A 22,756-nucleotide genomic window follows, 5' to 3' on the forward strand; every position below is an offset into this window, starting at 1 on the left:
AGCTCCTCCTATTCGTGAATCGTCTTCCGGTACCCGTAAAACGGACGGAAGTTCAGTTTTTCGTAATACGTGTGGGATGAAGCACTCGCGAGCATCTCGAGACGCGTCTCAGGGTAGAGCGCATGGACGTGTGACAACAACTGCTCGCCAATCCCGAGGCGACGGTGCGAGGCCGCGATGAGCAGTTCGCACACGTACAGGCTCACGGTTGTGTCGGTCAACCCACGCAAGTAGGCAATCACCAGTCCTTCTGACTCGACGACATAGGCAACGTTCGATTGCCGCCACGCCTGTTTCGTCAAGTCATGTTGTCGCACGAGTTGACTCCAACCTTCCGCTTCATTCAATGCTTGAATCTGTTCAAAATCAAATTCTTCATAAGGACGAATGACCATCAACCTTCACCTACTTTCATTTCAATGGCTTTGATGAGGTCGAACGCACCATCTGACTCGTTCGAACAGACGACCGAGACGATGTCTGTGGCCGGGTAGTACGCAGAATGAAAACTGACGCCGGGGTCGTAACCCATGACATGATATTTAAACACGTGTCGCTTCGCGTTCAGTTGAATCCACAGACCGTAGCCATAATGTGCGCCTTTATCGTTTACCTTCACATGAGGAGTCAGCAGTCGTGATGTCATCTCCTCGCCAAGTAGGCGATGAGCGAGCAAGGTGCTCCAAAGTTTGGTCATATCTTGTGCCGTCACGAACGCGCCGCCGTCCGCTCCGCCTTTGACGGGAATCGAATAGTGGTTCGTCCGCCACGAGCCGTCAGCGTTGTCGATATACCCGAGCGCCGTATTCGCCGGCAAGGCATCGAGCGAGAAGTACCCCGAATCGTTCATGTCGGCCGGCTTGAACACGAATCGTTCGATATAGTCCGAGAACATCAACCCGCTCGCTTGTTCGATGATGAGGCCGAGCAGGATATAACCGGCATTATTATATTGAAACACGCCTCGTTCTTGTCGCATCGGCTCGTGTTGGAACATCGGGAGAAAGTCACGTAGCTGCCTGATGTGATACATCGGTCGTTGCCGCCACAATTCCTCGAAATCGTCCATGACAGACTCGTCGAAATAATCGGGGATGCCGGACGTGTGAGTGAGCAACTGTTCGACTGTCACGGCCGGATCGAACGTTGGAAAATCGATGGTGAGGCATTCGCCGAGCGTCGATGTGAATGCCAACTTGTCTTGTTCGATGAGCTGGCAGACGGCGATGGCCGTGAATAACTTACAGCCCGAAGCGATACCGAATCGGGTCGATGTTCGATTTTCGATTCGTTCCGCCCGATTCGCATAACCTTGTTGATGGTCGAACAGGATGTCGTTCTGTCGCATGACGAGCGCCGATCCAGAAAAATCAGGTTTAATGGGAAGGTCAGTAAAGTCGTCGTGCAAAAGCTTGTTCATCGGGCACCTCCGAAAGATTGTCTAGTGTTTTTAGCATAGCATACGGCCAATCAATCCCTAACCACACAAAAAAATGTCTCCTCCGTCAAAGGCGGAGGAGACGCTGATTATTCACCAATCGCTTCTTCATGTTCAGTGTCTGTCGTACCGAGATTCGTCAAGTAAGCCTCATATTTCGGGAGCCAGTAGCGATAGGACGCCCAAACGAGGCCACCCGTCACAACGAACAAGGCGACGGTCGCCGGCCAGAACCAGCTCGAGACGATCCCGTCCGCGTAGGCGAGACCGATCGGTGAGAAGACGAAGTAGACGAAAATCATCGACGCGACAAGGATGATGGAAGTCGAAATTGCATGACGCCATGGCTTGACGCGGCCAAGATCGATGCGAATCGGATTGATGTGTTGCATCGGTCGAACTTTTGCGAACACGAGCATGATGGTCGTTTCGAGGACGAACAAAATCCCGTAAATGTGAATGAAGTTGATGCCAAGGTCGAAGCCGAACCACTGCTCCGTTCCCCAGACGAGGAAGTAATACGTGACGACGTGGAAGCCGATGACGAGTTTCGCGGCAATCGGCGGTACGCGCTTCACGAGCATCCCGATTAAGACGATGACGAGAATCGGGATGTTGAAGAAACCGGTGAAGCGGCGAATCAAGTCCCACAGTCCGTCCGGTGCGTACATCAAGTTCGGAGCGACGAAGAACGAGACGAGCGCGACGAACGTCCCGAACCATTTGCTGACGCGAATCAAATCTTTGTCAGACGCGTCCGGTTTGAACTTCGGCTTATAAATATCAAGCACGAATAAGGTGGCGATACTATTGAGCAACGAGTTGAACGAGCTGAACACGGCACCGAGCAAGACGGCGAGGAAGAAGCCCATGAGCCACATCGGCAACAAGTCGGCAATCAAGCTCGGATAAGCGAGGTCCGCCTTATCGACGTTCGTGCCATACAAATGGAACGCGATAATCCCTGGAAGCAGCATGAAAATCGGGACGAGCAACTTCAAATAACCGGTGAAAAGTACCCCTTTTTGACCCTCGGCCAAGTTCTTCGCCCCGAGTGCCCGTTGGATGACATATTGATTGAGTGCCCAATAAAACAAGTTCGCAAAAATCATCCCCGTGAAGATGGACAAGAACGGAACGGAATCGTTCTCTGAACCGATCGCGTTCAGTTTCTCTGGATTCTCGGTTGCAATCGTCTTCATCCCATCGACGAGGTTGCCGTCACCGAGCGCGATGAAGCCGAGCGTCGGGACGAGGAAACCGATGATGATTAATCCGATTCCGTTCAACGTGTCGGAGACGGCGACGGCGCGGAGGCCACCGAAAATGGCGTAAACGGCTCCGATAATCCCGATGAACCAAATGACGAGCCAGAGCGACTGCTCGAAGCTGATTCCGAGTAATTCCGGGACGTCAAACAGTTGCAGGACGGCCAATCCGCCGGAATAGAGCATCGATGGGATCGTGACGCACATATATCCGAACAAGAACAACAGGACCGTCAAGCGGCGGACGTCCTCGTCATACCGTTGGCTCAAAAATTCAGGGATCGTCGAAATCCCGATTCCGAGAAAACGCGGCAGTAAAAAGAGCGCCATGATGATGGCGGCGATTCCGGCTGTGACTTCCCACGCCATAGCCGACATGTTGCCGGCGAACGATTGCCCGTTTAAGCCGATCAACTGCTCGGCTGACAAGTTCGTCAATAAGAGTGATCCGGCGATAAAGATGCCGGTGAGCCCCCGTCCTGCCAAGAAATAGTCGTCGGCACTCTCGACCTTCCCTTTCGTCATGCGATAAGACACGTAAGCGACGAGCCCCATGAATAAGGCCCCTGTGATTAATATGTAAACAACCTGTTGAATGGTCAACGACATTCCCTCCCTCAACTTCTTCTTATTTATAAGTACTTTTTCATAACTACCCTTCACGAAGTATGATTATTTCCCGTTTTCTCTTTTGTAAAAGAACTGTAACAAACCTCACAACAAAAAAAGACACCTGAGAGGTCAGGTGTCAAAAAAAGCGAAGCAACGAAGTCGCGACCGTGAAATAAATGATTAAGCCGAGATTGTCGACGACCGTCGTGATGAACGGACCCGACGCGACGGCCGGATCGAGTTTCAATCGATTGATGAGGAGCGGAACGAGCGTCCCGACGATGGTCGCCACGCTGAGCGACGCAAAAATCGACAGACCGACGATTAAGCCGATTAAGGCACTGTCATAGAGGACGGTGATGACACCGAAGATGACGACCATACAGGCGAGACCGAGCAACAGCCCCGTCCCGAACTCACGACGAATCATTTTCAACACGTTCTTTCGATTAATCGTCCCGAGCGCGATTGAGCGGACGGCGACGACGAGCGATTGGGTGGCGGCATTACCGGCCGAACCCATGACGAGCGGCATGAAGACGGCGAGCAAGACGATCGTTTCGAGCGTGTCCTCGAAACCACCGATCGTCGACGCAGTAATCATCCCGAGAAACATGAGGCTGATAATCCATGGCGCCCGCTTCATCGCCGCCTCGACCGGTCCCATGTTGATGTCGGACGAACCTTTCGTCGCTGACAGCTCTTCGAAATCCTCGGTCGTCTCCCGTTCGATGACGTCCATGACATCGTCGACCGTGATGATCCCGAGCAGATGGTCCTCACTGTCGATGACAGGCAGGGCCAATAAGTCATATTTCTGAACGGTCCGGGCCAAATTTTCCTGGTCGGCGAGGACGTGGGCCGAAACGACGCGTCGGCCCATGATGTCCGCGATTTGCACGTCGAGCGGGGAGACAATCAAGTCGCGGAGTGAGACGACGCCGACGAGCCGGCGATCAGTGTCGATGACATACAGGTAGTATATCGTCTCGGCTTCCGGTCCAAGTTCACGCAAGTCTTCGAGCGTCGCGCCGACGGTCTTGTCCGCCTTCAACACGATGAACTCGGTCGTCATGATGGCACCGGCCGTATCGTCCGGATAGCGCATCAAGTCTTTGACCTCGGTCGCCTCGGTCTCGTCCATCAACTCGAACAGTTCGTTCATGAAGTCGTCAGGGAGCTCGGTCATCAAGTCGGCGGCGTTATCCGAGAACATGTCGTTCAACACACGTACGGCGAACGGACGTGGCATCTCTTGAATGAACTGTTCCTGTTCGTCCAGTTCAAGTTTTTCAAATAAGTCGGTGAACGCTTCCGGGGATAACGCCTCGTAGACGAACTCACGGCCCGGACGTTCAAGTTCGATGAACAGGTCGGCCTGTTCACCAGGGTGGAGGGTGAGGAACACGTCGCGGAAATCGACCGGGTCCCCTTTTTGGATGAGCGCTGTCACTTGGGCTTCATGACGGGCGCGTTCTGTACGTTCGATTGCCATCGACTCACTTCCTTTTCACATCATTTGTCTATATTATGTCACGACTTTAGTCGGGCTCAAACAAAATCAAAAAAATGTTATGAATTTTTTTCACAATCTATACAGTGTGTATACGTCTCTCTCCTCCGATTTGAGGGGACGCACCGTTTCTCGAGTGGTTGTTCATTCATGCCACGTCATCATCTATGCACTTTAGTGTGGAATCCACCACAGTCCAAACGTCAGACTTGCCCACCTCGGAATTGGGTAAGTTGATAATGTAAGGGTAGAAACACACCCGAATCACAAGGAGGAAGCGAGATGATATCGATGACGGATCAACAAACCGCACGGGATACAACGCTGAAACATCCGATCCACGTGTATTCAGAAATTGGTGAACTTAGGACGGTACTATTGAAACGACCAGGGCGTGAGCTCGAAAATTTGACCCCAGAATATTTGGAACGACTCTTGTTCGACGACATTCCTCATCTTCCGGTCATTCAAAAAGAACATGACTACTTTGCGAGCGTGCTCCAAAATCGCGGCGTCGAAGTACTCTATCTAGAAAATTTGATGGCGGAAACGTTATCACTACCAGGGGTGCGCGAACGATTCGTCGCCGATATCTTGGCGGAGTCAAAATCGAATATCAACGGCTCGTACGAGACACTTAAAGAATATTTGCTCGCCTACGACAACGAAAAATTGATTGAAACCGTTATGGCCGGCATTCGCAAGTCTGAGATTAAGCCAGAGAAACGGCGCCACTTGCACGAGATGATTGAGGACACATACCCGTTCTATCTCGATCCGATGCCGAACTTATATTTCACTCGTGACCCATCGGCAGCCATCGGGAACGGGCTATCCATCAACCGGATGAAAGAGCCGGCTCGCCGCCGCGAATCGTTGTTCACGCAATATATTATGCGCTATCATCCGCGATTCGCGAAACACGACATCCCGATTTGGTCGGACCGCGACTACCGCTTCGCGATGGAAGGTGGAGATGAACTCGTTCTCTCGAAAGAAGTCGTCGCCATCGGGATTTCCGAGCGGACGACGGCCCAAGGGATTGAACGGGTCGCTCTCAACTTGTTGAAAAACGGCGGCACGTTCAAGAAAGTCATCGCCATCGAGATTCCGAAGTCGCGCGCGTTCATGCATCTCGACACGGTCTTCACGATGGTCGACCATGACAAGTTCACGATCCACCCGTTCATCCAAGGGCCAGGAGGCAAGATGAACATCTTTGAACTGACGTTGAACGCCGAGGGTGAACTTCACATCACCCAGCACACGGATCTGTTGAACGTGTTGAAAGCCGCACTCGGTCTCGATGAGATCGTCTTGATCCCATGTGGGGGCGGAGACCCAATCGCCGCTGCCCGCGAACAATGGAACGATGGGTCGAACACACTCGCGATCGCTCCAGGCGTCGTCGTCACGTACGACCGTAACTACGTCTCGAACGAGTTGCTTCGCTCTGAGGGCGTCGAAGTCATCGAAATCATGTCGAGTGAATTGTCGCGTGGCCGTGGGGGCCCACGTTGCATGAGCTGTCCGATTATCCGCAAAGACATTTAACGAGGAGGAAACGAGCATGTCTACAACGTACAACTTTGATTTGAAAGGCCGTCATTTTCTATCATTGAACGATTTTTCAGGAGATGAGTTGAACTATTTGATCGATTTATCGGCCGCCTTCAAACGTCAAAAGAAACAAGGCGTCCCGCATCGAATCTGTGAAGGAAAGAATGTGGCTCTGTTATTTGAGAAACCTTCGACGCGGACGCGTTGTGCGTTCACCGTGGCGGCCATCGATCTAGGCATGCATCCGGAATACCTCGGGAAATCGGATATCCAGTTTGGCAAAAAAGAATCGGTGCGCGACACGGCGATCGTGCTCGGGCGTATGTTTGACGGCATCCAATTCCGCGGCTTCGCCCATGAGACGGTCGAAGGTTTGGCCAAAGATGCCGGTGTCCCGGTATGGAACGGGTTGACGGACTTATATCATCCGACTCAAATCTTGGCCGACTTCTTGACCGTCAAAGAACAGAAAGGCGAGTTGTCTGGCATTCGCTTCGTCTATGTCGGCGATGGACGCAACAATATGGGCAACACGCTCTTGATTGGTGGGGCCAAAGTCGGGATGGACATGCGCATCTGCGCGCCGAAATCGCTCTGGCCGTCAGATGAGGTCGTCGATTTTGCCCGCTCGGTCGCTGCTGAGACGGGAGCGAAAATTACGTTGACCGAGAGTATCGATGAAGCGGTCGCCGACGCCGACGTGATTTACACCGATGTGTGGGTGTCGATGGGCGAAGAGGCAGAATTCGCCGAGCGGATCAAGTTGCTCCATCCTTACCAAGTGAACATGGACATGCTCACGAAGACGAATAATCCAGACGTCATGTTCCTTCACTGTCTGCCAGCCTTCCACGACTTGGAGACTGAGGTTGGCCGAGCCATCCATGCCGAATACGGTCTGACCGAGATGGAAGTCACGGACGAGGTGTTCCGGAGTCGTCATTCCTTCGTCTTTGATCAGGCGGAGAATCGGATGCACACGATTAAAGCTGTGATGGCGGCGACGCTCACCGACACGAACGAATGGCTTGAACGCTGACGGACGGGAGGGGTTTCCCCTCCGGTTCGTACTAAACGAAAGGGATGAGTTCAATGTCTACGAAAATAGCGCATGACTCAAGTGGAACGGCTGGCGTACAACCGGAGAAAAAGGATCGACGATTAGGGCTCGGGGCGTTGACGGCACTTGTCGTCGGTTCGATGATTGGCGGGGGAGCCTTCAACTTGGCGGCCGATTTGGCCCAAGGTGCGAACGCGGGGGCGATTTTGATTGGGTGGGTCATCACCGGAATCGGGATTATCGCACTCGGTCTCAGTTTTCAAAATTTGACGATGCGTCGTCCAGACCTCGACGGCGGGGTGTACAGTTACGCCCGGGCCGGCTTCGGTCAGTTCATGGGGTTCAACTCGGCGTGGGGCTACTGGCTCTCCGCATGGCTTGGTAACGTCGCCTATGCGACGCTCCTGTTCAGTTCGGTCGGTTATTTCTTCCCAATCTTCGAAGGCGGTCAAAACATCGCCTCCATCATCGGCGCCTCGATTATGCTGTGGCTCGTTCATTCGCTCATTTTACGAGGCATTCATGAAGCATCCATGATCAACATCATCACGACGATTGCGAAACTCGTACCGATTTTTGCTTTTATCACCATCACCTTATTCTTCTTCAATCTCGATAATTTCACGTTCGATTTCTGGGGCCAGGGTGGTTTCTCATGGGGTAGTGTGAGAGACCAGGTCGTCTCGACGATGCTCGTCACACTATGGGTGTTCATCGGTGTCGAAGGGGCGGTCGTCTTATCCGGACGGGCCCGCAAGCGCTCGGACGTCGGGAAAGCGACGGTCATCGGGTTGCTCGGGACACTCGTCATCTATCTGCTCATCTCGATCATGTCGCTCGGTCTCATGAATCCAGAGAACGTGGCGAACGCTTCACAACCGGCGATGGCGTACTTGCTCGAGTCGGCGGTCGGACCGTGGGGCGCGATGCTAATCAACGGCGGTCTCGTCATCTCTGTCCTCGGGGCGTGGCTCGGTTGGACGTTACTTGCCGCCGAGATTCCATTCGTGGCCGGGAAAGACGGCGTGTTCCCGAAATGGTTCACGAAAGAGAATAAAAACAGCGCGCCGGCCAACGCGCTCTGGCTCACGAACGGATTGATTCAATTGTTCCTCTTCACGTTCCTGTTCTCGGATGCGGCGTATAATTTCGCCTTCTCGCTCGCTTCGAGCGCCATCTTGATTCCATACGTCTTCTCGGCTTTCTATCAAGTCAAAGTCGCGAAGAACGGCATCGGCTACAACGCCGGTGAACGCCGGACCCGCGATCTCATCATCGGAGCCGTCGCCTCGATTTACGGGATTTGGCTCATCTATGCGGCTGGAATCGACTATCTGCTCTTGACGACCTTACTGTACGCACCAGGTACGTTGCTCTATATCAAGGCACAGCGTGAGAACGGCATCAAGACGTTGACGAAGACGGAATGGATTGTGGCCGGTGTCTTGACCGCGCTCGCCATCTTGGCCGTCGTGCGCATCGTCTCAGGAAATATCTCAGTCTTTTGATCGGGGGAAACCAATATGCGGAATAAACGAGTAGTCATCGCACTAGGTGGAAATGCGATTCAACAAGGAAAAGATGCGACGGCCGAGGCTCAAATTCGAGCCGTCGAGGCGACGGCTGAATCTCTGGCCGCGCTTGTCGCCGAAGGGATTGAGGTCATCATCACCCATGGCAACGGGCCGCAAGTCGGGAATTTGATGTTGCAACAGGCTGCGTCGGACAGTCCGGCGACGCCGGCCTTGCCACTCGACGTTTGCGGGGCGATGACACAAGGGATGATTGGCTATTGGTTCGAGAATGCCCTCACGAAAGCTCTGAGATCGCGCGGTTTGGAACGTTCGGTCGCACCGATTGTCACGCGGTCGGTCGTCGACCCGAACGATAGTGCCTTCAGTCACCCGACGAAGCCGATTGGTCCCTTCTACGACGAGGCGGAAGCGCAGCAGATGGAACGGGCGACCGGTTATGTGTTCAAAGAAGACGCCGGTCGCGGCTATCGCCGCGTCGTCCCGAGTCCGTTTCCGGTGGCGATTCTCGAGCACGCAGTCATCCGTGACCTTGTTGCCCATGAGCACATTGTCGTCGCCTCTGGCGGCGGCGGGATTCCCGTCATCGATACAGCCAATGGCTATGTCGGAGTCGAGGCGGTCATCGATAAAGATTTCGCCGCTGCGAAACTCGCCGATCTCGTCGACGCCGACATGCTCCTCATTTTGACGGCCGTCGAGCATGTATTCGTCGATTTTGGGACCCCGTCGGCTCGGGCGCTCGAGGAGACGACGAAAGAACAGCTCGAGACGTATATCGCCGAAGGGCAGTTCGCACCGGGCAGTATGTTGCCGAAAGTTCGAGCCGCCCTCCAATTCGCCGAATCAGGCAACGACCGAGTCGCTGTCATCACGTCGCTTGAGCAAGCCCTTGCGGCGGTCAGAGGCGAGGTCGGAACACGCGTCCGACTCGCCGCGACGCTCCAACAATAAGCACAAAGCCACAGATGTCCGCGTCTGTGGCTTTTTTCCTGAATCGGCATCTCGTCGTTTTTTATCCGTCGACATGGGGAAGGGAAGTTGTATGTCGATTTGGACATTGTTATCATCGTTAGTGTAAACGTTTGCACTATGTAGAAAGGAAGTGACGAAGAGCGGAAACGCTCGAGCTTATGCGTCTATTTGAAGAGGAAAACGTCTATACGCAGCAAATGAAACCGCAGGCAGATGGTCGAGCAATCGTCCAAGGGAGCTGCTATCGCTTCACGGTCCTGACGAGCCAACTGATTCGGATGGAATACGCGGAGGATGGGGTGTTCGAAGACCGGTCGACCCAAGTTGTCTTTAACCGGGCGTTCGCAGTCCCGGAGTTTCGCGTGATCGAGGATGAGACAGAACTGCAAATCATCACAGAGCACGTCCACCTCTATTACACGAAAGGGCCGTTCGCGCCGAACACGCTCTACGTCGATCTGAAAGGGAACTTCAGTACGTATTATAGCCGCTATACGTTCAACGGACCGGAACGGACGTTGAAAGGGACGGCGCGAACGCTCGACCATGTCGACGGGGCGACGGAACTCGGTGAGGGCATCGCCTCAAAACAAGGGTATGCCGTCATCGATGACTCCGATTCGTTCATCATGACCGAAGATCGTTTCGTCGAACCGCGACGGAAACACATCCATGACTTGTACTATTTCGGCTATGGACATGAATATAAGCGGGCGTTGCGTGACTTTTATCAACTGACAGGCCCGACGCCGCTGTTGCCACGAAAAGCGCTCGGCAACTGGTGGAGCCGCTATTGGCGCTACGACGAGACGGAATATAAAGAACTCATGCGTCGGTTTAAGACAGAAGACATCCCGTTCTCGGTCAGCGTCATCGACATGGATTGGCACGTCACCGATGTCCCCGAAGAATACGGGAGCGGATGGACGGGTTATTCATGGAATAAAAACCTGTTCCCGGACCCGAAAGGCTTCTTGACGTGGCTCAAACAAGAGAGTCTGCTCGTCACGTTGAACTTGCACCCGGCGGACGGCGTGCGTGCCTTCGAAGATCAGTATACGGCGATGGCCGAGGCGATGGGCATCGACCCGTCCCAGGGTGACCGCATTCCGTTCGACTTCTCTGATAAGCGCTTCATTCAAGCTTATTTCGAGCAGATGCACCATCCGCATGAAGTCGACGGCGTCGATTTTTGGTGGATTGACTGGCAACAAGGCTCGACCTCGAAAATGGAGGGGCTCGACCCGCTCTGGATGTTGAATCACTATCATGCGGCCGACATCGCCCGTGACGGCAACCGTCCGCTCATCTTCTCCCGTTACGCCGGGCCGGGCAGCCATCGGTATCCGGTCGGTTTTTCGGGCGACACGTTGATTTCGTGGGCGTCCCTGGCCTTCCAACCATACTTTACAGCGACGGCGGCCAATATCGGCTATGGTTGGTGGAGTCATGACATCGGCGGCCATTATCGTGGGTCGAAAGATGATGAACTCGCCGCGCGCTGGGTCGCATTCGGTGTATTCAGCCCGATCATGCGGTTGCACTCGACTTTCAGTACGTTCAACGGCAAGGAGCCGTGGCGCTTCGGTCTCGAGGCGGAACGGTCGATGAAGACGTTCCTGCGTCTGCGCCATCAATTGATTCCATATATCTATACGATGAACTGGCGAAATCATGTCGGCGCCTTGCCGCTCGTCTTACCGATGTATTACGAGCACCCGGACGAAGACGCGGCATATGAGGTGCCGAATGAGTATTACTTCGGCAGTGAACTCATCGTCTCCCCAATCGTCGAACCGATGAATCGACAGCTCCACGTGGCGGCGACGAACGTCTGGCTACCGAAAGGCGACTGGTTCGACTTCTTCACGGGTCATCGCTACAGCGGAGACAAATCGGTTCGCATGTTCCGTGAGCTCGAAGATCAGGCGGTGTTCGCCAAAGCCGGGGCGATTATCCCGATGGCACCACACCATTCGGGTCGAAACGATACCGACAACCCGGCCGATTTGGAAGTGCTCATCTTCCCAGGCGCCTCGAACACGTTCACGCTCTATGAAGACAATGGGAAGGACCGTGGCTATGAGACGGGAGCCTACGCCGAGACGACGTTCACGCTCGATTGGGAGGAACGGAGCCTTCATATCCAAGTGACAGGTGACCGGTCTGTGTTACCGGTGGACCGCCATGTCACGTTGCTCCTTCGAGGGGTGACCGGGTCTGGTGAATACAAACGGGAGACACAGACGCTTCGCCTCGAGCTCGGACCGATCAGAGACGAGCTGACCGTGGAACTCCCGGTCGATGTGACGGCGAACGACCATCGTCTCGATCGGTTGTATCGCTTCTTGGACCGTGCGGAAATCTCATACGATTTAAAAGACCGGTTATACCGGTCAGCGGCTGCGAAGACGCGACTTGAAGCATGGCTGTTCGATTTACATGCGCTCGAACTCGATCGCGACCTGCAAGACGCGATCATGGAATTGATGCTCGACTGAATACTTTATTGTGACGAAGAGGGGCGGTTCATGCCCTTCTTTTTTTGTCAGAAAATCGTCGGATTTTGTAAGCGTTTTCAATAAGAGGTCGCTTTATACTTAAAAGAGAGGCAAGATGGATTGGAGGATGCGACATGAAACCAAAATGGACGGTGGACGATTTGAGACAGCTTGATGTGTTCGCCAAATGTGCCACACGAGAGCTCGAGGCGCTGTTGCCGCATGTCTATTGCCGCACGTATCGGAAAGGTCAACTCTTGTTCATAGAGGGCGATCCCCGGGAACGGGTCTATTTCTTGATTAGCGGTTATGTGAAGCTCGAGCGTTGCAACGAGACGGCGACACATCAATATACGGACTACTTGAAACCGAAGCAATTGTTCCCGTATCGTGGCTTGTTGACGGAACCGTACTATCAACATTCAGCCGAGGCGTTGACCGATATCGAGGTCATCTATATGCCGACCGACCGTTTCGAACAGCTTGTCTCGCGGAACGCATCGATGTTGCTCCACATCGTCGGACAGATGAACCGGATTCTCGATTTGCACGAGCGCCGTGTCCAGGACATCATCACACCGAGTGCGACCGACCGGGTGCTCAACACGATTCATTACTTGATTGAAGACCTCGGGGAGCCGGAAGCGACGGGCGTCCGTGTCCGCTGCCCGTTCACGACGATTGAGATTTCGCGCTTGTCGGGCACGTCACGAGAGACCGTGTCGAACATCTTATCGCGGTTGCGAAAAGAAGACGTGCTTCAATTTGATGCGCGGGAATTGATGATCGGTCATCCTGAATATTTTGAACAGTCGCTGTGATGGCGCCGCGTGTGGGACGTGGCGTTTTTTGCATGTCTGAGGAAGCGAAGCGTTCGCCTTGCAAGGGTGCATCAGGTATAATTAGTGAGAATCCTCACAAAGAAAAAGTCTCCTGATTGATAGAAAGGATGAACGCAGTGAAACGACTGCAAGCTCTCGCTTTAGCAGAAAAATGCCATATCGTCGGACTCATCATCGCGGCAGTGATGATCGGGTTGTCGATTTTAGCTCAAGCCTATTTGATTGTCGACATTGTCGATCAAGTCTTTTTAAAAAATGCATCGTTTGAAAGCATCGTTCCGACGCTCGGGTGGCTCATCCTCGCGCTCGTCACACGAGCTGGTTTCGGCTATATGTCGGGGAGGATTGGAGCGAGCCTGTCAGAAAAGGCGAAACGAACACTCCGATTGCAATTGCTCGACCGCTATACGTCGAATCCGATTGAGACGTCACTATCCGGTCAATCCGGTAAAAAGGTGAGCGTGTTCATGGACGCGGTCGACGAAGTCGATGCCTACTTTAGCCAATATTGGCCGCAAGTCATTCAAACGTCGATTATTCCACTACTCATTCTCGTCGTCGTCTTCAGCCAACATTGGATTTCAGGCGTCATCATGATGGTGACGGCTCCATTCATCCCAATTTTCTTCATCATCATCGGGATTGCGACCCAGAAGAAGTCAGAACAGCAGATGGAGAAAATGAATCAGTTCTCCGGCAAGTTCTTGGACGTGTTGCAAGGATTAACGACGCTCAAACTATACGGTCGGACCGAGCGTGAGGCGCAAGCGATTGAAAAGAGCAGTCTCGATTTCCGCGACGCGACGATGGTCGTCTTGAAGACGGCGTTCCTGTCGGGTCTCATGCTCGAGTTCATCTCGATGCTCAGCACGGGCGTCGTCGCACTCGAAGTGGCGCTCCAGATGGTCGTCTGGGAGAACTTGACGTTCTTCTCCGGCTTTTTGATTCTCGTCTTGGCCCCGGAATACTATTTGGCCATCAAAGACCTCGGCGGTGCGTTCCACACCGGACGAGGCAGCATGGGGGCGGCCGACCGTATTTTCGAGGCGCTCGATGCACCGGATGAACGCTTGACCTGGGGCGACCGGACGTTGACGAGCCCGACACCCGACCTCGAGCTCGACGCCGTCTCGTTCGCCTATGAAGGTGGACGCTTTACGCTGCATCCATTAAGCGGTGTGATTCCTGCCGGTGCCCACGTGGCGCTCGTCGGGGCGAGCGGGTCCGGCAAGACGACCGTCTTGAACGTGTTGTCCGGGCTCGTGAAACCGGACAGTGGACGTGTCCTCGTCGACGGAGAACCGCTCGAGACATACACCGATTCGTCATGGTATGACACGATTGGCTACATCTCACAAAATCCGTATTTGTTCGCCGGTACCGTCGCCGATAATATCGCCCTCGGGGAAACGGCCGACGAGATAAACATCCTTGAAGCAGCGAATGCAGCCGGATTGAACGATGTCATCGCGCAATTGCCGAACGGCATTCATACCGAACTCGGTGAAGGCGGTTATGGATTGTCTGGAGGCGAACGGCAACGGCTCGCCTTGGCCCGCGCCTTCTTGAAACGACCGGGCATCATCTTGTTCGATGAACCGACGACAGGGCTCGATCTAGTGACGGAGCAAATCGTTCGGCGCTCGATTGAGGAGTTGTCGCGCGAGGCGACGCTTGTCACGGTCGCGCATCGCTTGCATACGATCAAGCAGGCGGACGCGATTTGGTTCATGGACGATGGGAAGCTCCTCGCCCAAGGCACGCATGACGAATTGCTCAGCGTTCCGCAATACGCTGACTTGTTCACGCTACAGAAAGGGGTGAGAGGATGAACTCACTTTGGACGATCACGAAATGGATGATGCGCGAGAAGAAGGATATCATCCTCTCGATCTTCTTTGGGTACGTGGCCGGCATCGCGGCCGTCGCCTTGTTCGCGGCGAGCGGTTACCTCGTCTCACGGGCCGGTCTCGTACCGCCGCTCTATGCGCTCATGGTGCCTGTCGTTTTGATTAAATTGTTCGGTGTGATTCGGGCGAGTGCGCGTTATCAAGAGCGCCTTGCCTCGCACCGAGCGACATTCACAATTTTGAGCGAGTTGCGGGTCCGGTTTTACCGCCAGCTCGAACCGCTCGTGCCGAGCATCTTTGCCAAGTATCGGAGCGGGGATTTGCTCGCTCGCGTCGTCGGTGACGTCGAGAGCTTGCAAAACTACTTTTTACGGGTATTCTATCCGCCGATTATCTTGGTGCTCGTCTTCTTGAGTACGATTTTTTTCGTCACGTATTTCTCGATGTGGGTCAGCCTCTGGATTTTGTTCGGTGTGTTCGTGACCGGTTTTTTGATTCCGGCGTTCTTCGCCCGAATCCGTGCCAAGCACGACCGCGAGCTTCGCGCCTTACGGGGTGACCTGTCGAGTGGGATGACAGAGATGATGTACGGATATCGCGATTTGTTGCTTCATCATCAACTTGGACGGACACGCGGCGAGCTGCTCGAACAGAGTGACCGTTACGCCGAAGCGCAGAAGCGGGATGTGACGAATCAGTTCTTCAACTCGTCACTCGTCGTGGCGGCCTCCCTGCTCGTCTCGTGGGGTGTTCTTGCCATCGGGGCGTATCTCGTCGTCGACGGCGAGTTGAACGGCCTATTTTTGGCCATGCTCATCATGATGTCGCTCACCGCGTTTGAGAACGCGACACCGATGGCGGTCTTCCCAGGCCACTTTGCCGACAGCAAGCAAGCGGCCGATCGACTGCTCGAAGTCGTCGAGCCGAGTGAAGCAATCGTCGCGGCCGAGGCCGCCCGGACGGACATGATACTCGAATCCGCTCCGGACGTATCGTTCGAGCGCGTGACCTATCGTTATCCGGATACGTACCGCGATGTCCTGAGCGACGTGGATGTGACGTTACGAAGCGGGACGAAGACGGTCATCGTCGGGCCGAGCGGCTCAGGGAAATCGACGCTCCTGCAACTGTTGCTCGCTTTCGTCAGACCTGATTCCGGTGAGATCCGATTGAATGGGCAACGGTTGGACGATGTGACCCAAGCATCGGTCTGGCGTGAAGCCAGCGTCGTCCTTCAAGAGAATCACTTCTTCTTCGGGACGGTGCGCGAGAACTTGGCGTTAGCCGGAGAGTTCACCGACGCTGAGATGGAAGCGGCGCTCGCGAGCGTCCGGCTCGGTTTCTCACTCGATGAGCCTGTCCTCGAGAAAGGGGCGAACTTGTCGGGCGGAGAACGGCAACGGCTCGCCATCGCCCGGGCGCTCTTGAAGAACGGGGTGCTCTGGATTCTCGATGAAGCGACGTCGGCCCTCGATGCGCGGACCGAGGCGGACGTGTTCGCCGAAGTCTTCCGCCGTGCCGAGTCATCGACACTCGTCATGGTCAGCCATCGCTTGACCGGGCTCGAGCGCTTCGATCACATCATCGTCATGGAAGGCGGTCGCGTCGTAGAGACGGGAACGTATGATGAACTGATGCGGTCCCGCGGTGTATTCTATGGATTGAAACAGATCGAGCAAGATATTTTCGCATGAAAAAACGAGCGGCTCCGTCGGAGAGCCGCTCGTTTTTTGGATGGCAAATTTGGGTGCAACAAATGGGGGTTGTCGCATTACTTTCAAAAAGAGTGTCGTGGAGGGGAATCCACGTGACGCAATGGTTTGGGGAACGCTTACGTCAAGCTTTTGGGAGCTACATCTTGAGTATAGATGATAACGATTCTCATTGTCAATTAGAAAATGATATAAAAAAAACCGCAACCGGTTCGGGTTGCGGTCGATCGTCAGCTTGATGGTACGCCCTTGCGGAACGTGAAGCGAATTAAGCTGAACAAATAGCGGATATAGAAGAGCGCGAACGCATAAAATACAGCGATGGCTGATGCGCCGAGTTCAACACCTGGAATGTTCATCAAGAACTCGAGGATGAGAATCGACAGCAAGAAGATGTAGAGGCCAGCGTCTAGATAGAGCGGCATCAATTTGCCGCGCTGATGCCAGAACGTCCGTACGAGCGGTGCGACGATCATCCCGATGATGCGTTCCGCAAAACCGATGCTGAGCACGGAAATCATGAACGCAGCGACCGTTTCGAACGAGACGAGCTCTGAGAAGGCAAACATGGAGATAAGCAAGAGCGGGCCGATGAAAATCATCATCGAGAGTGACGTGCGTAAAAAAATCAATAAGTTCCGTTTCATCGTGTCGACTCCCCCGAAGAGCGACTGGCGGAACGTCTTGCCACGTTGATAGTCGAGGATGAACGATCCCACAAACATCAAACCGAATAGTGATAACAATACTGTCATGAAATGTGTTTCCCCTTTTTCTGTCCAAATCTATGATCAACTGTAAGAATCATCGAATCAAAGTCTAGCCTAGTGTACCGATTCACTAGTTGAAAGTAAAGCGGGAAAACTGCGTAAAACCGCAATCTTTTGCGAACGATTCGCCGATTACGACGCCAAGATGAAGCGATTGCGACCAGATTCTTTAGCGTGGTATAACGCTTCGTCGGCATGCTTCAACACGCTGTCGACTTCGATGTCGTTTGAATGGCAGGCGCCGAGCGAGACCGTGATATGTAACGTCCCGGCGCTCGTCTCGAACGGGAATGTCGAGACTTTTTCTCGTATAGATTCGGCGAGGCGAGTCACGTCCTCTCGATTGGCGTTCGGCATGATGATTAAAAATTCTTCTCCGCCGAAACGACCGACGAGATGCCGTTCGTCGCTCTCGGCGACGAGTAACATGCCGAGCTCACGTAATACGTCGTCCCCGACGTCATGACCGTACGTGTCGTTCACGCGCTTGAAATGGTCGATGTCGACAAGGATCAACGCGTACTCTTTCGCCTCGACGTTCAGGTTGGCCATGGCTTCATTCAATAGACGTCGGTTGGCGATGCCGGTCAGCGCGTCCGTCCGAGCAAGTTGTTGCTGGTGCTGGACGTTCTCAAAGTGACGTCGCAACTCTTGGAGCAACCGGTAAGAAGCACAGGCACCGCCGTATGCCATCACGACGTAGGCAAGAATGACGGGATAGAACAATTGAAGCGGTAACGCGTAATAGATGGCGGCACCGAAAACAGCGATACTGATTGTCGTGAAAATAAGTAGCGTATTGCGGGTATTATCGAGTTTGAGGCGCAAGAGACTGATGGGAAGAACGAGCCCGATCATCGTCAAGACCGCTAAATAAAAGCCGATGTACGCCCCATCGGTGACCATCAAAAAACGAGCAGTCAAAAAGATAACGGCGGCAACCGTTCCGCTGACCCATCCACCGAACAGGACGGCAAGTGAGATTGGGATGGAGCGCAAATCAATTAGCATCCCTTCAAGTGGCAGTGCGTTCGCTAGTAAAATCAAGGCGACGAACCCGGTTTGAACGCCGAGCAGAATTCTGCTTTTTAAAGGTGATTTCGGTGTGAGCCGTGGACGGTTTCGGAAAGGGAGAAACGAAATCGTGAATAGCGTGAATAGGATACACAGATTTAGAAAAAATGAGTTGATGATCGTGAGCATGAACGCATCCCCTAACGTGAAATGGAAATAATTAGTTTCAGTTTAGCACATTACAACCAGGTTGACGCTTGATGGATGGGGATAATGTGTTCACCATTCCCGCCATTCTTCCGTCACGTCTTCTGTCGTCTCATAACCGGCTAAAATGGCACCGGCTTGAATGAAGTCGTACAATTCCTCACGCTCGACCGTCTCGATGAAATGGTCGTGTTCTTCGTCAATTTCGTTTAAACGCAATACGACGTCGCGGACGGCCGCTAACACGTTTGCTTCCGTGCCGTCTGCCTGTGTCAAGGCGGTCACGTACCGCCGAAGCGCGGCATCGACGGCAAAGATGATCTCGACGGTATACACGTCATCTCCCTCGTTCATTCGGTCTTCCCACATCAGTGTCGGGCGATTGGCCCATAATCGTTCAACTTCCATACTAGGTGCCTCCTTCGAAATGGAACATCATCTTCCACTCTATCTTAGCAAATAAGTTTGGTATGATAGAGAAAAAGGGGGACTGTCCGTGCGGTATTGGGATCATTTCAAACGAGCCTTCATTCCGATCGCGCTCATCTTGATCGGGTTAGCCATCTTTTATACATTATCGGCTCGAGGCAATCTGGCATTGACTGCTCTCGGAGCGGTCATCGTCGGCGTCATCTTATTTTTAGTGATGCGTCATATGAATCGGGTCGAAGAAGACTAACGAGAACACGTTCGGGGTTCTCGTTTTTTGTTGTCTGTGAGATTTTTTGGGTACACTACATAGTAAGGAGGGATTTATTATGACAAAAGCTACATTTGCGGGAGGCTGTTTTTGGTGCATGGTCAAACCGTTTCATAAATACGAGGGGGTCGAGCGCGTCATTTCCGGCTATACGGGCGGACATGTCGAAAATCCGACCTACCAACAGGTCTGTTCAGAGACGACAGGTCACCTAGAGGCGATCGAGGTCACGTTCGATCCGGAAGTCATCTCGTACGAGGAACTGTTACGCATCTATTGGCGTCAAATCGACCCGACCGATGGCGGCGGACAGTTCAACGACCGGGGTGAATCGTATCGACCGGCGATCTTCTATCATTCAGAAGAACAGCGTGCGGCGGCTGAACGCTCCAAACAAGAAATCGAAGATTCGGGTCGATTCGACCGATCGATTGAAGTGGAGATTCGCCCCGCGAAGACGTTCTGGGAAGCAGAAGACTACCATCAGGACTATTACAAGAAAAATCCGTTCCGCTATGAGATGTACCGGGTCGGTTCTGGCCGGGCCAAGTTTGTGAAAGAGGCGTGGAGTGACAAGAAGATTCAAAAAGAATTGAAAGACCGTCTGACGCCGATGCAATATAAAGTCACGCAAGAGAACGGCACCGAGCCCCCGTTCCAAAACGAATATTGGGATGAGGAGCGGGAAGGGCTGTACGTCGATGTCATCGATGGGACACCGCTCTTCACGTCACGCGATAAATTCCAATCGAATTGCGGTTGGCCGAGCTTCGCGCGTCCAATCGAAGAGAAGCGCATCGACATGAACATGGACACGACGCACCATATGGTCCGGACGGAGGTCCGTTCGAAGGGAGCCGACAGCCACCTCGGCCACTTGTTCGATGACGGTCCGAAAGAGCTCGGTGGCTTGCGCTACTGCATCAACTCGGCAGCGCTCCGTTTCATTCCAAAAGAAGAACTCGAGTCTGCAGGGTATGGAGAGTACAAGCACTTATTCGATGCGTGAAGGAGAGAAGGCCATGTTCACATCCGTCAAACAACAGATCCGTCGTGAGACGCTCGCGACCGTATTGGACTATTACGACAAATCGATTCGGAATCTATCGGAAGCCGCCAGAGACGAGAAGTATAACAAGATGAGCGCGACGCCGTTCTCGTTTTTCCGGGGGAGTTCGCACTTGTTCTATTACGACTTTGCGAAAGTCCCGCTCGCGTTCGATACGGATGCGTCCCATCCGACGTTCATTCAAGGAGATCTCCATTTTGAGAATTTCGGTGTGTTCGAGGATGGCGCCGGGACGATCATTTACGATGTGAACGATTTTGATGAGGCGTATCTCGGCTCTTATTTGTTTGACGTCCTGCGCATGGCTATCTCAGTCGACTTGTTTGCCGCCGAGTCAGGTTTTGATGCGACTCGTGCCATCGAGACATATGCTGACACGTATGCACGTGCGATTGAGCGTTACGCGAACGGGAAAGACGAAGATGTCCAGTTCACGAAAGCGAACACGTGCAAAGCGATCAAGAAAGTGATTAAAAAGGCCGAGAAGAAGAAAGACGCGTTCATGGCCGAGCGGACGGAAGTGCGGGATGAGGAGCGTTACTTTGCGACGAGTGACGACCTCGTTCCGCTCAGTCCGAAGACGGCGAAGCAAATCAAGCAGGCATGGCCGGACTATTTGTCGTCGTTATCGGAGAAACATCGCCATCACGCCGACCATTACAAGATTAAAGATATCGCCATTAAACGTGAGAGTGGCACCGCTTCGATTGGACTCGAACGCTATTATATTTTGATTGAAGGCGCGGACGAGGAGCATGACGAGGATATCATCCTGGAAATGAAACAAGCCCAATCGGCCGTCCCGTCTCTCTTCTTGCCGACGCATCCATTGTTTGAGGACGGGCTGTCCCATCAAGGGGCCCGTGTCATCGCGGCTCAGCGTGCCATGGTGCACAGTCGTGACCCGTATCTCGGCTACTTGACGATTGATGGGAATGAATACTACGTCCGTCAACGGTCACCGTATAAGCGAAAAGTGAAAGCGAAGCACATCAAGAATGAGGAATCGCTCATCGAGACGTTGAAAGTGCAGGCGGAAATCACCGCCAAGATTCATGCCCGGGCGGATGCGGATGCGAACGTGCTCGATTATGAGGCGAGTGAACGCATCGCGGCGGCCATCGGTGTGTCGCGCCCACTGTTTATCCGTCAAATCACAAGGTGGTCCCAATTTTACGCCAATCAAGTCCGGTTTGATTTTGAAGCGTTCCAGACATGGCTCACGACGCGCTCGGAGACTCACGTCTGAACGAGCATCGGACTTGCGGCCAGCCCCTCGTTTGCCTCAGAATGGAACGGTAAAGGATGTGTGCGATAGATGATTACGGAACAACAGGTCATCCTGCAGATGAAGCAAGTGATGACACAAATCGAACAGTCGAGCGGAGAGGCCCAGAAGCGCCATTTGGCCAAGCTGATGGGGTATTGCGAGCTACTGCTCGCCGATTCGGCTCCGACGCAACAAGCAGTGGTTCCTGTGGCCCAACCGGTCGAGTCGAAGCCGCCGCTCGATCGTCAGATGGCGGCGTTCCTTGGAATTCCGCTTGAAGAAGAGGATAAACCGAAAACTGATTCATTGCTCGACTTTTAAGCTGTGCCCCGTGGCACAGCTTTTTTTGTGAGGCGTTCGCGTTGACTTATATACCATAGGGGGTATAATGAGGTTAACTAAAATATACCTAACGGAGGCGTGACTATGCTTGACTTCTTGTTTGTTGCAGTAGTGATCGGATTGATTTATTTTTGGTGGACGAAGCGGAACGGCACGAAAACAGTCTCGACGGATGAGTTGAAACGAAAGATTGCCGAAGAGCGGAACATTCAATTGCTCGACGTCCGGGAACCGCATGAATACAAGGGCGGGCATATCAAGCAAGCGAAGAACGTCCCTTTGTCTGGATTCGGCAATGCGAGTGCCCAGTATCCAAAAGATAAAGCACGTCCGGTCTACGTCATCTGTCAAAGTGGGATGCGAAGCCAGCGGGCCGCTGCCATGTTGAAGAGCGCTGGCTATACGGACGTCTACTCGGTCAAAGGCGGTATGAATTTCTGGCGTGGATAATGAGAACAGCTCTAGCCGAACAATATGTTCAGCTAGAGCTATTTTTATGAAACGTTTCCGCTTTCGGTTTT

The 22,756-nt window shown here is 53.4% G+C and carries 20 protein-coding genes; 13 read left to right on the forward strand and 7 right to left on the reverse strand.

Features of this window, described 5'->3' with window-relative positions; translation table 11 throughout:
* Positions 1-8: 8 nt before the first annotated feature.
* The 4 genes from KNP95_RS12845 to mgtE form a co-directional block, all read right to left on the reverse strand.
* On the reverse strand, positions 9-395 hold the full coding sequence (locus tag KNP95_RS12845; RefSeq protein WP_214837572.1) for a GNAT family N-acetyltransferase: 387 nt from the start codon (positions 393-395) through the stop codon (positions 9-11).
* Positions 395-1,420, reverse strand: a complete 1,026-nt coding sequence (locus KNP95_RS12850; RefSeq protein ID WP_214837574.1) for a serine hydrolase domain-containing protein — start codon at positions 1,418-1,420, stop codon at positions 395-397. The genes KNP95_RS12845 and KNP95_RS12850 overlap by 1 nt, the downstream gene beginning before the upstream one ends.
* A 107-nt stretch (positions 1,421-1,527) precedes the next feature.
* Complete coding sequence (locus tag KNP95_RS12855) at positions 1,528-3,309, reverse strand: solute:sodium symporter family transporter (RefSeq protein ID WP_214830627.1); 1,782 nt, start codon at positions 3,307-3,309, stop codon at positions 1,528-1,530.
* Positions 3,310-3,454: 145 nt separating this feature from the next.
* Positions 3,455-4,813, reverse strand: a complete 1,359-nt coding sequence (gene mgtE, locus KNP95_RS12860; protein ID WP_214837576.1) for a magnesium transporter — start codon at positions 4,811-4,813, stop codon at positions 3,455-3,457.
* Between the two features lie 342 nt (positions 4,814-5,155).
* Here mgtE and arcA point away from each other — a divergent pair, with 342 nt between their 5' ends.
* The 8 genes from arcA (at position 5,156) to cydC (ending at position 16,845) form a co-directional block, all read left to right on the forward strand.
* Complete coding sequence (gene arcA / locus KNP95_RS12865; RefSeq protein WP_034780161.1) at positions 5,156-6,385, forward strand: arginine deiminase; 1,230 nt, start codon at positions 5,156-5,158, stop codon at positions 6,383-6,385.
* 16 nt (positions 6,386-6,401) lie between these two features.
* A complete protein-coding gene (argF, locus tag KNP95_RS12870; protein ID WP_214837577.1) occupies positions 6,402-7,430 on the forward strand; it encodes an ornithine carbamoyltransferase in 1,029 nt (342 codons plus the stop codon).
* Positions 7,431-7,483: 53 nt separating this feature from the next.
* Entirely contained in the window at positions 7,484-8,959 is a 1,476-nt protein-coding gene (gene arcD / locus KNP95_RS12875) for an arginine-ornithine antiporter (RefSeq protein ID WP_021065975.1), read from the forward strand.
* Positions 8,960-8,974: 15 nt separating this feature from the next.
* Positions 8,975-9,937, forward strand: a complete 963-nt coding sequence (gene arcC, locus KNP95_RS12880; protein WP_214837579.1) for a carbamate kinase — start codon at positions 8,975-8,977, stop codon at positions 9,935-9,937.
* A gap of 179 nt (positions 9,938-10,116) precedes the next feature.
* On the forward strand, positions 10,117-12,459 hold the full coding sequence (locus KNP95_RS12885) for a glycoside hydrolase family 31 protein (RefSeq protein WP_214837581.1): 2,343 nt from the start codon (positions 10,117-10,119) through the stop codon (positions 12,457-12,459).
* 134 nt (positions 12,460-12,593) lie between these two features.
* Complete coding sequence (locus KNP95_RS12890; protein WP_021065978.1) at positions 12,594-13,280, forward strand: Crp/Fnr family transcriptional regulator; 687 nt, start codon at positions 12,594-12,596, stop codon at positions 13,278-13,280.
* Between the two features lie 128 nt (positions 13,281-13,408).
* Complete coding sequence (cydD, locus tag KNP95_RS12895; protein ID WP_214837583.1) at positions 13,409-15,133, forward strand: thiol reductant ABC exporter subunit CydD; 1,725 nt, start codon at positions 13,409-13,411, stop codon at positions 15,131-15,133.
* Positions 15,130-16,845, forward strand: coding sequence for a thiol reductant ABC exporter subunit CydC (gene cydC, locus KNP95_RS12900; RefSeq protein ID WP_214837585.1), 1,716 nt, complete (start codon positions 15,130-15,132; stop codon positions 16,843-16,845). Before cydD ends, cydC begins: the two co-directional genes overlap by 4 nt.
* Before the next feature lie 248 nt (positions 16,846-17,093).
* On the opposite strand, the gene KNP95_RS12905 is transcribed toward cydC, so the two are convergent.
* From KNP95_RS12905 to KNP95_RS12915, 3 genes are all read right to left on the reverse strand, one after another.
* Positions 17,094-17,618 (reverse strand): hypothetical protein, encoded by a 525-nt coding sequence (locus KNP95_RS12905; RefSeq protein ID WP_058764968.1) that lies wholly within the window; start codon positions 17,616-17,618, stop codon positions 17,094-17,096.
* A 147-nt stretch (positions 17,619-17,765) separates the two neighbouring features.
* Entirely contained in the window at positions 17,766-18,836 is a 1,071-nt protein-coding gene (locus KNP95_RS12910) for a diguanylate cyclase (RefSeq protein ID WP_214837587.1), read from the reverse strand.
* Between the two features lie 90 nt (positions 18,837-18,926).
* Positions 18,927-19,262, reverse strand: coding sequence for a hypothetical protein (locus tag KNP95_RS12915; RefSeq protein WP_214716401.1), 336 nt, complete (start codon positions 19,260-19,262; stop codon positions 18,927-18,929).
* 88 nt (positions 19,263-19,350) lie between these two features.
* On the opposite strand from KNP95_RS12915, the gene KNP95_RS12920 reads away from it, so the two are divergent.
* The 5 genes from KNP95_RS12920 (at position 19,351) to KNP95_RS12940 (ending at position 22,685) form a co-directional block, all read left to right on the forward strand.
* Positions 19,351-19,533: a hypothetical protein gene (locus KNP95_RS12920; protein WP_214831009.1), complete on the forward strand. Its 183-nt coding sequence runs from the start codon at positions 19,351-19,353 to the stop codon at positions 19,531-19,533.
* A 79-nt stretch (positions 19,534-19,612) separates the two neighbouring features.
* Positions 19,613-20,563 (forward strand): peptide-methionine (S)-S-oxide reductase MsrA, encoded by a 951-nt coding sequence (gene msrA / locus KNP95_RS12925; protein WP_214837589.1) that lies wholly within the window; start codon positions 19,613-19,615, stop codon positions 20,561-20,563.
* A 13-nt stretch (positions 20,564-20,576) separates the two neighbouring features.
* Positions 20,577-21,872 (forward strand): DUF2252 domain-containing protein, encoded by a 1,296-nt coding sequence (locus KNP95_RS12930; protein WP_214837591.1) that lies wholly within the window; start codon positions 20,577-20,579, stop codon positions 21,870-21,872.
* Positions 21,873-21,941: 69 nt separating this feature from the next.
* Positions 21,942-22,214, forward strand: coding sequence for a DUF5327 family protein (locus tag KNP95_RS12935; protein ID WP_058764957.1), 273 nt, complete (start codon positions 21,942-21,944; stop codon positions 22,212-22,214).
* A gap of 105 nt (positions 22,215-22,319) precedes the next feature.
* Positions 22,320-22,685: a rhodanese-like domain-containing protein gene (locus KNP95_RS12940; protein ID WP_214837593.1), complete on the forward strand. Its 366-nt coding sequence runs from the start codon at positions 22,320-22,322 to the stop codon at positions 22,683-22,685.
* Positions 22,686-22,756: the final 71 nt, after the last annotated feature.

This window comes from Exiguobacterium sp. s36 (assembly GCF_018618345.1).
Classification (GTDB): Bacteria; Bacillota; Bacilli; order Exiguobacteriales; family Exiguobacteriaceae; genus Exiguobacterium; species Exiguobacterium chiriqhucha.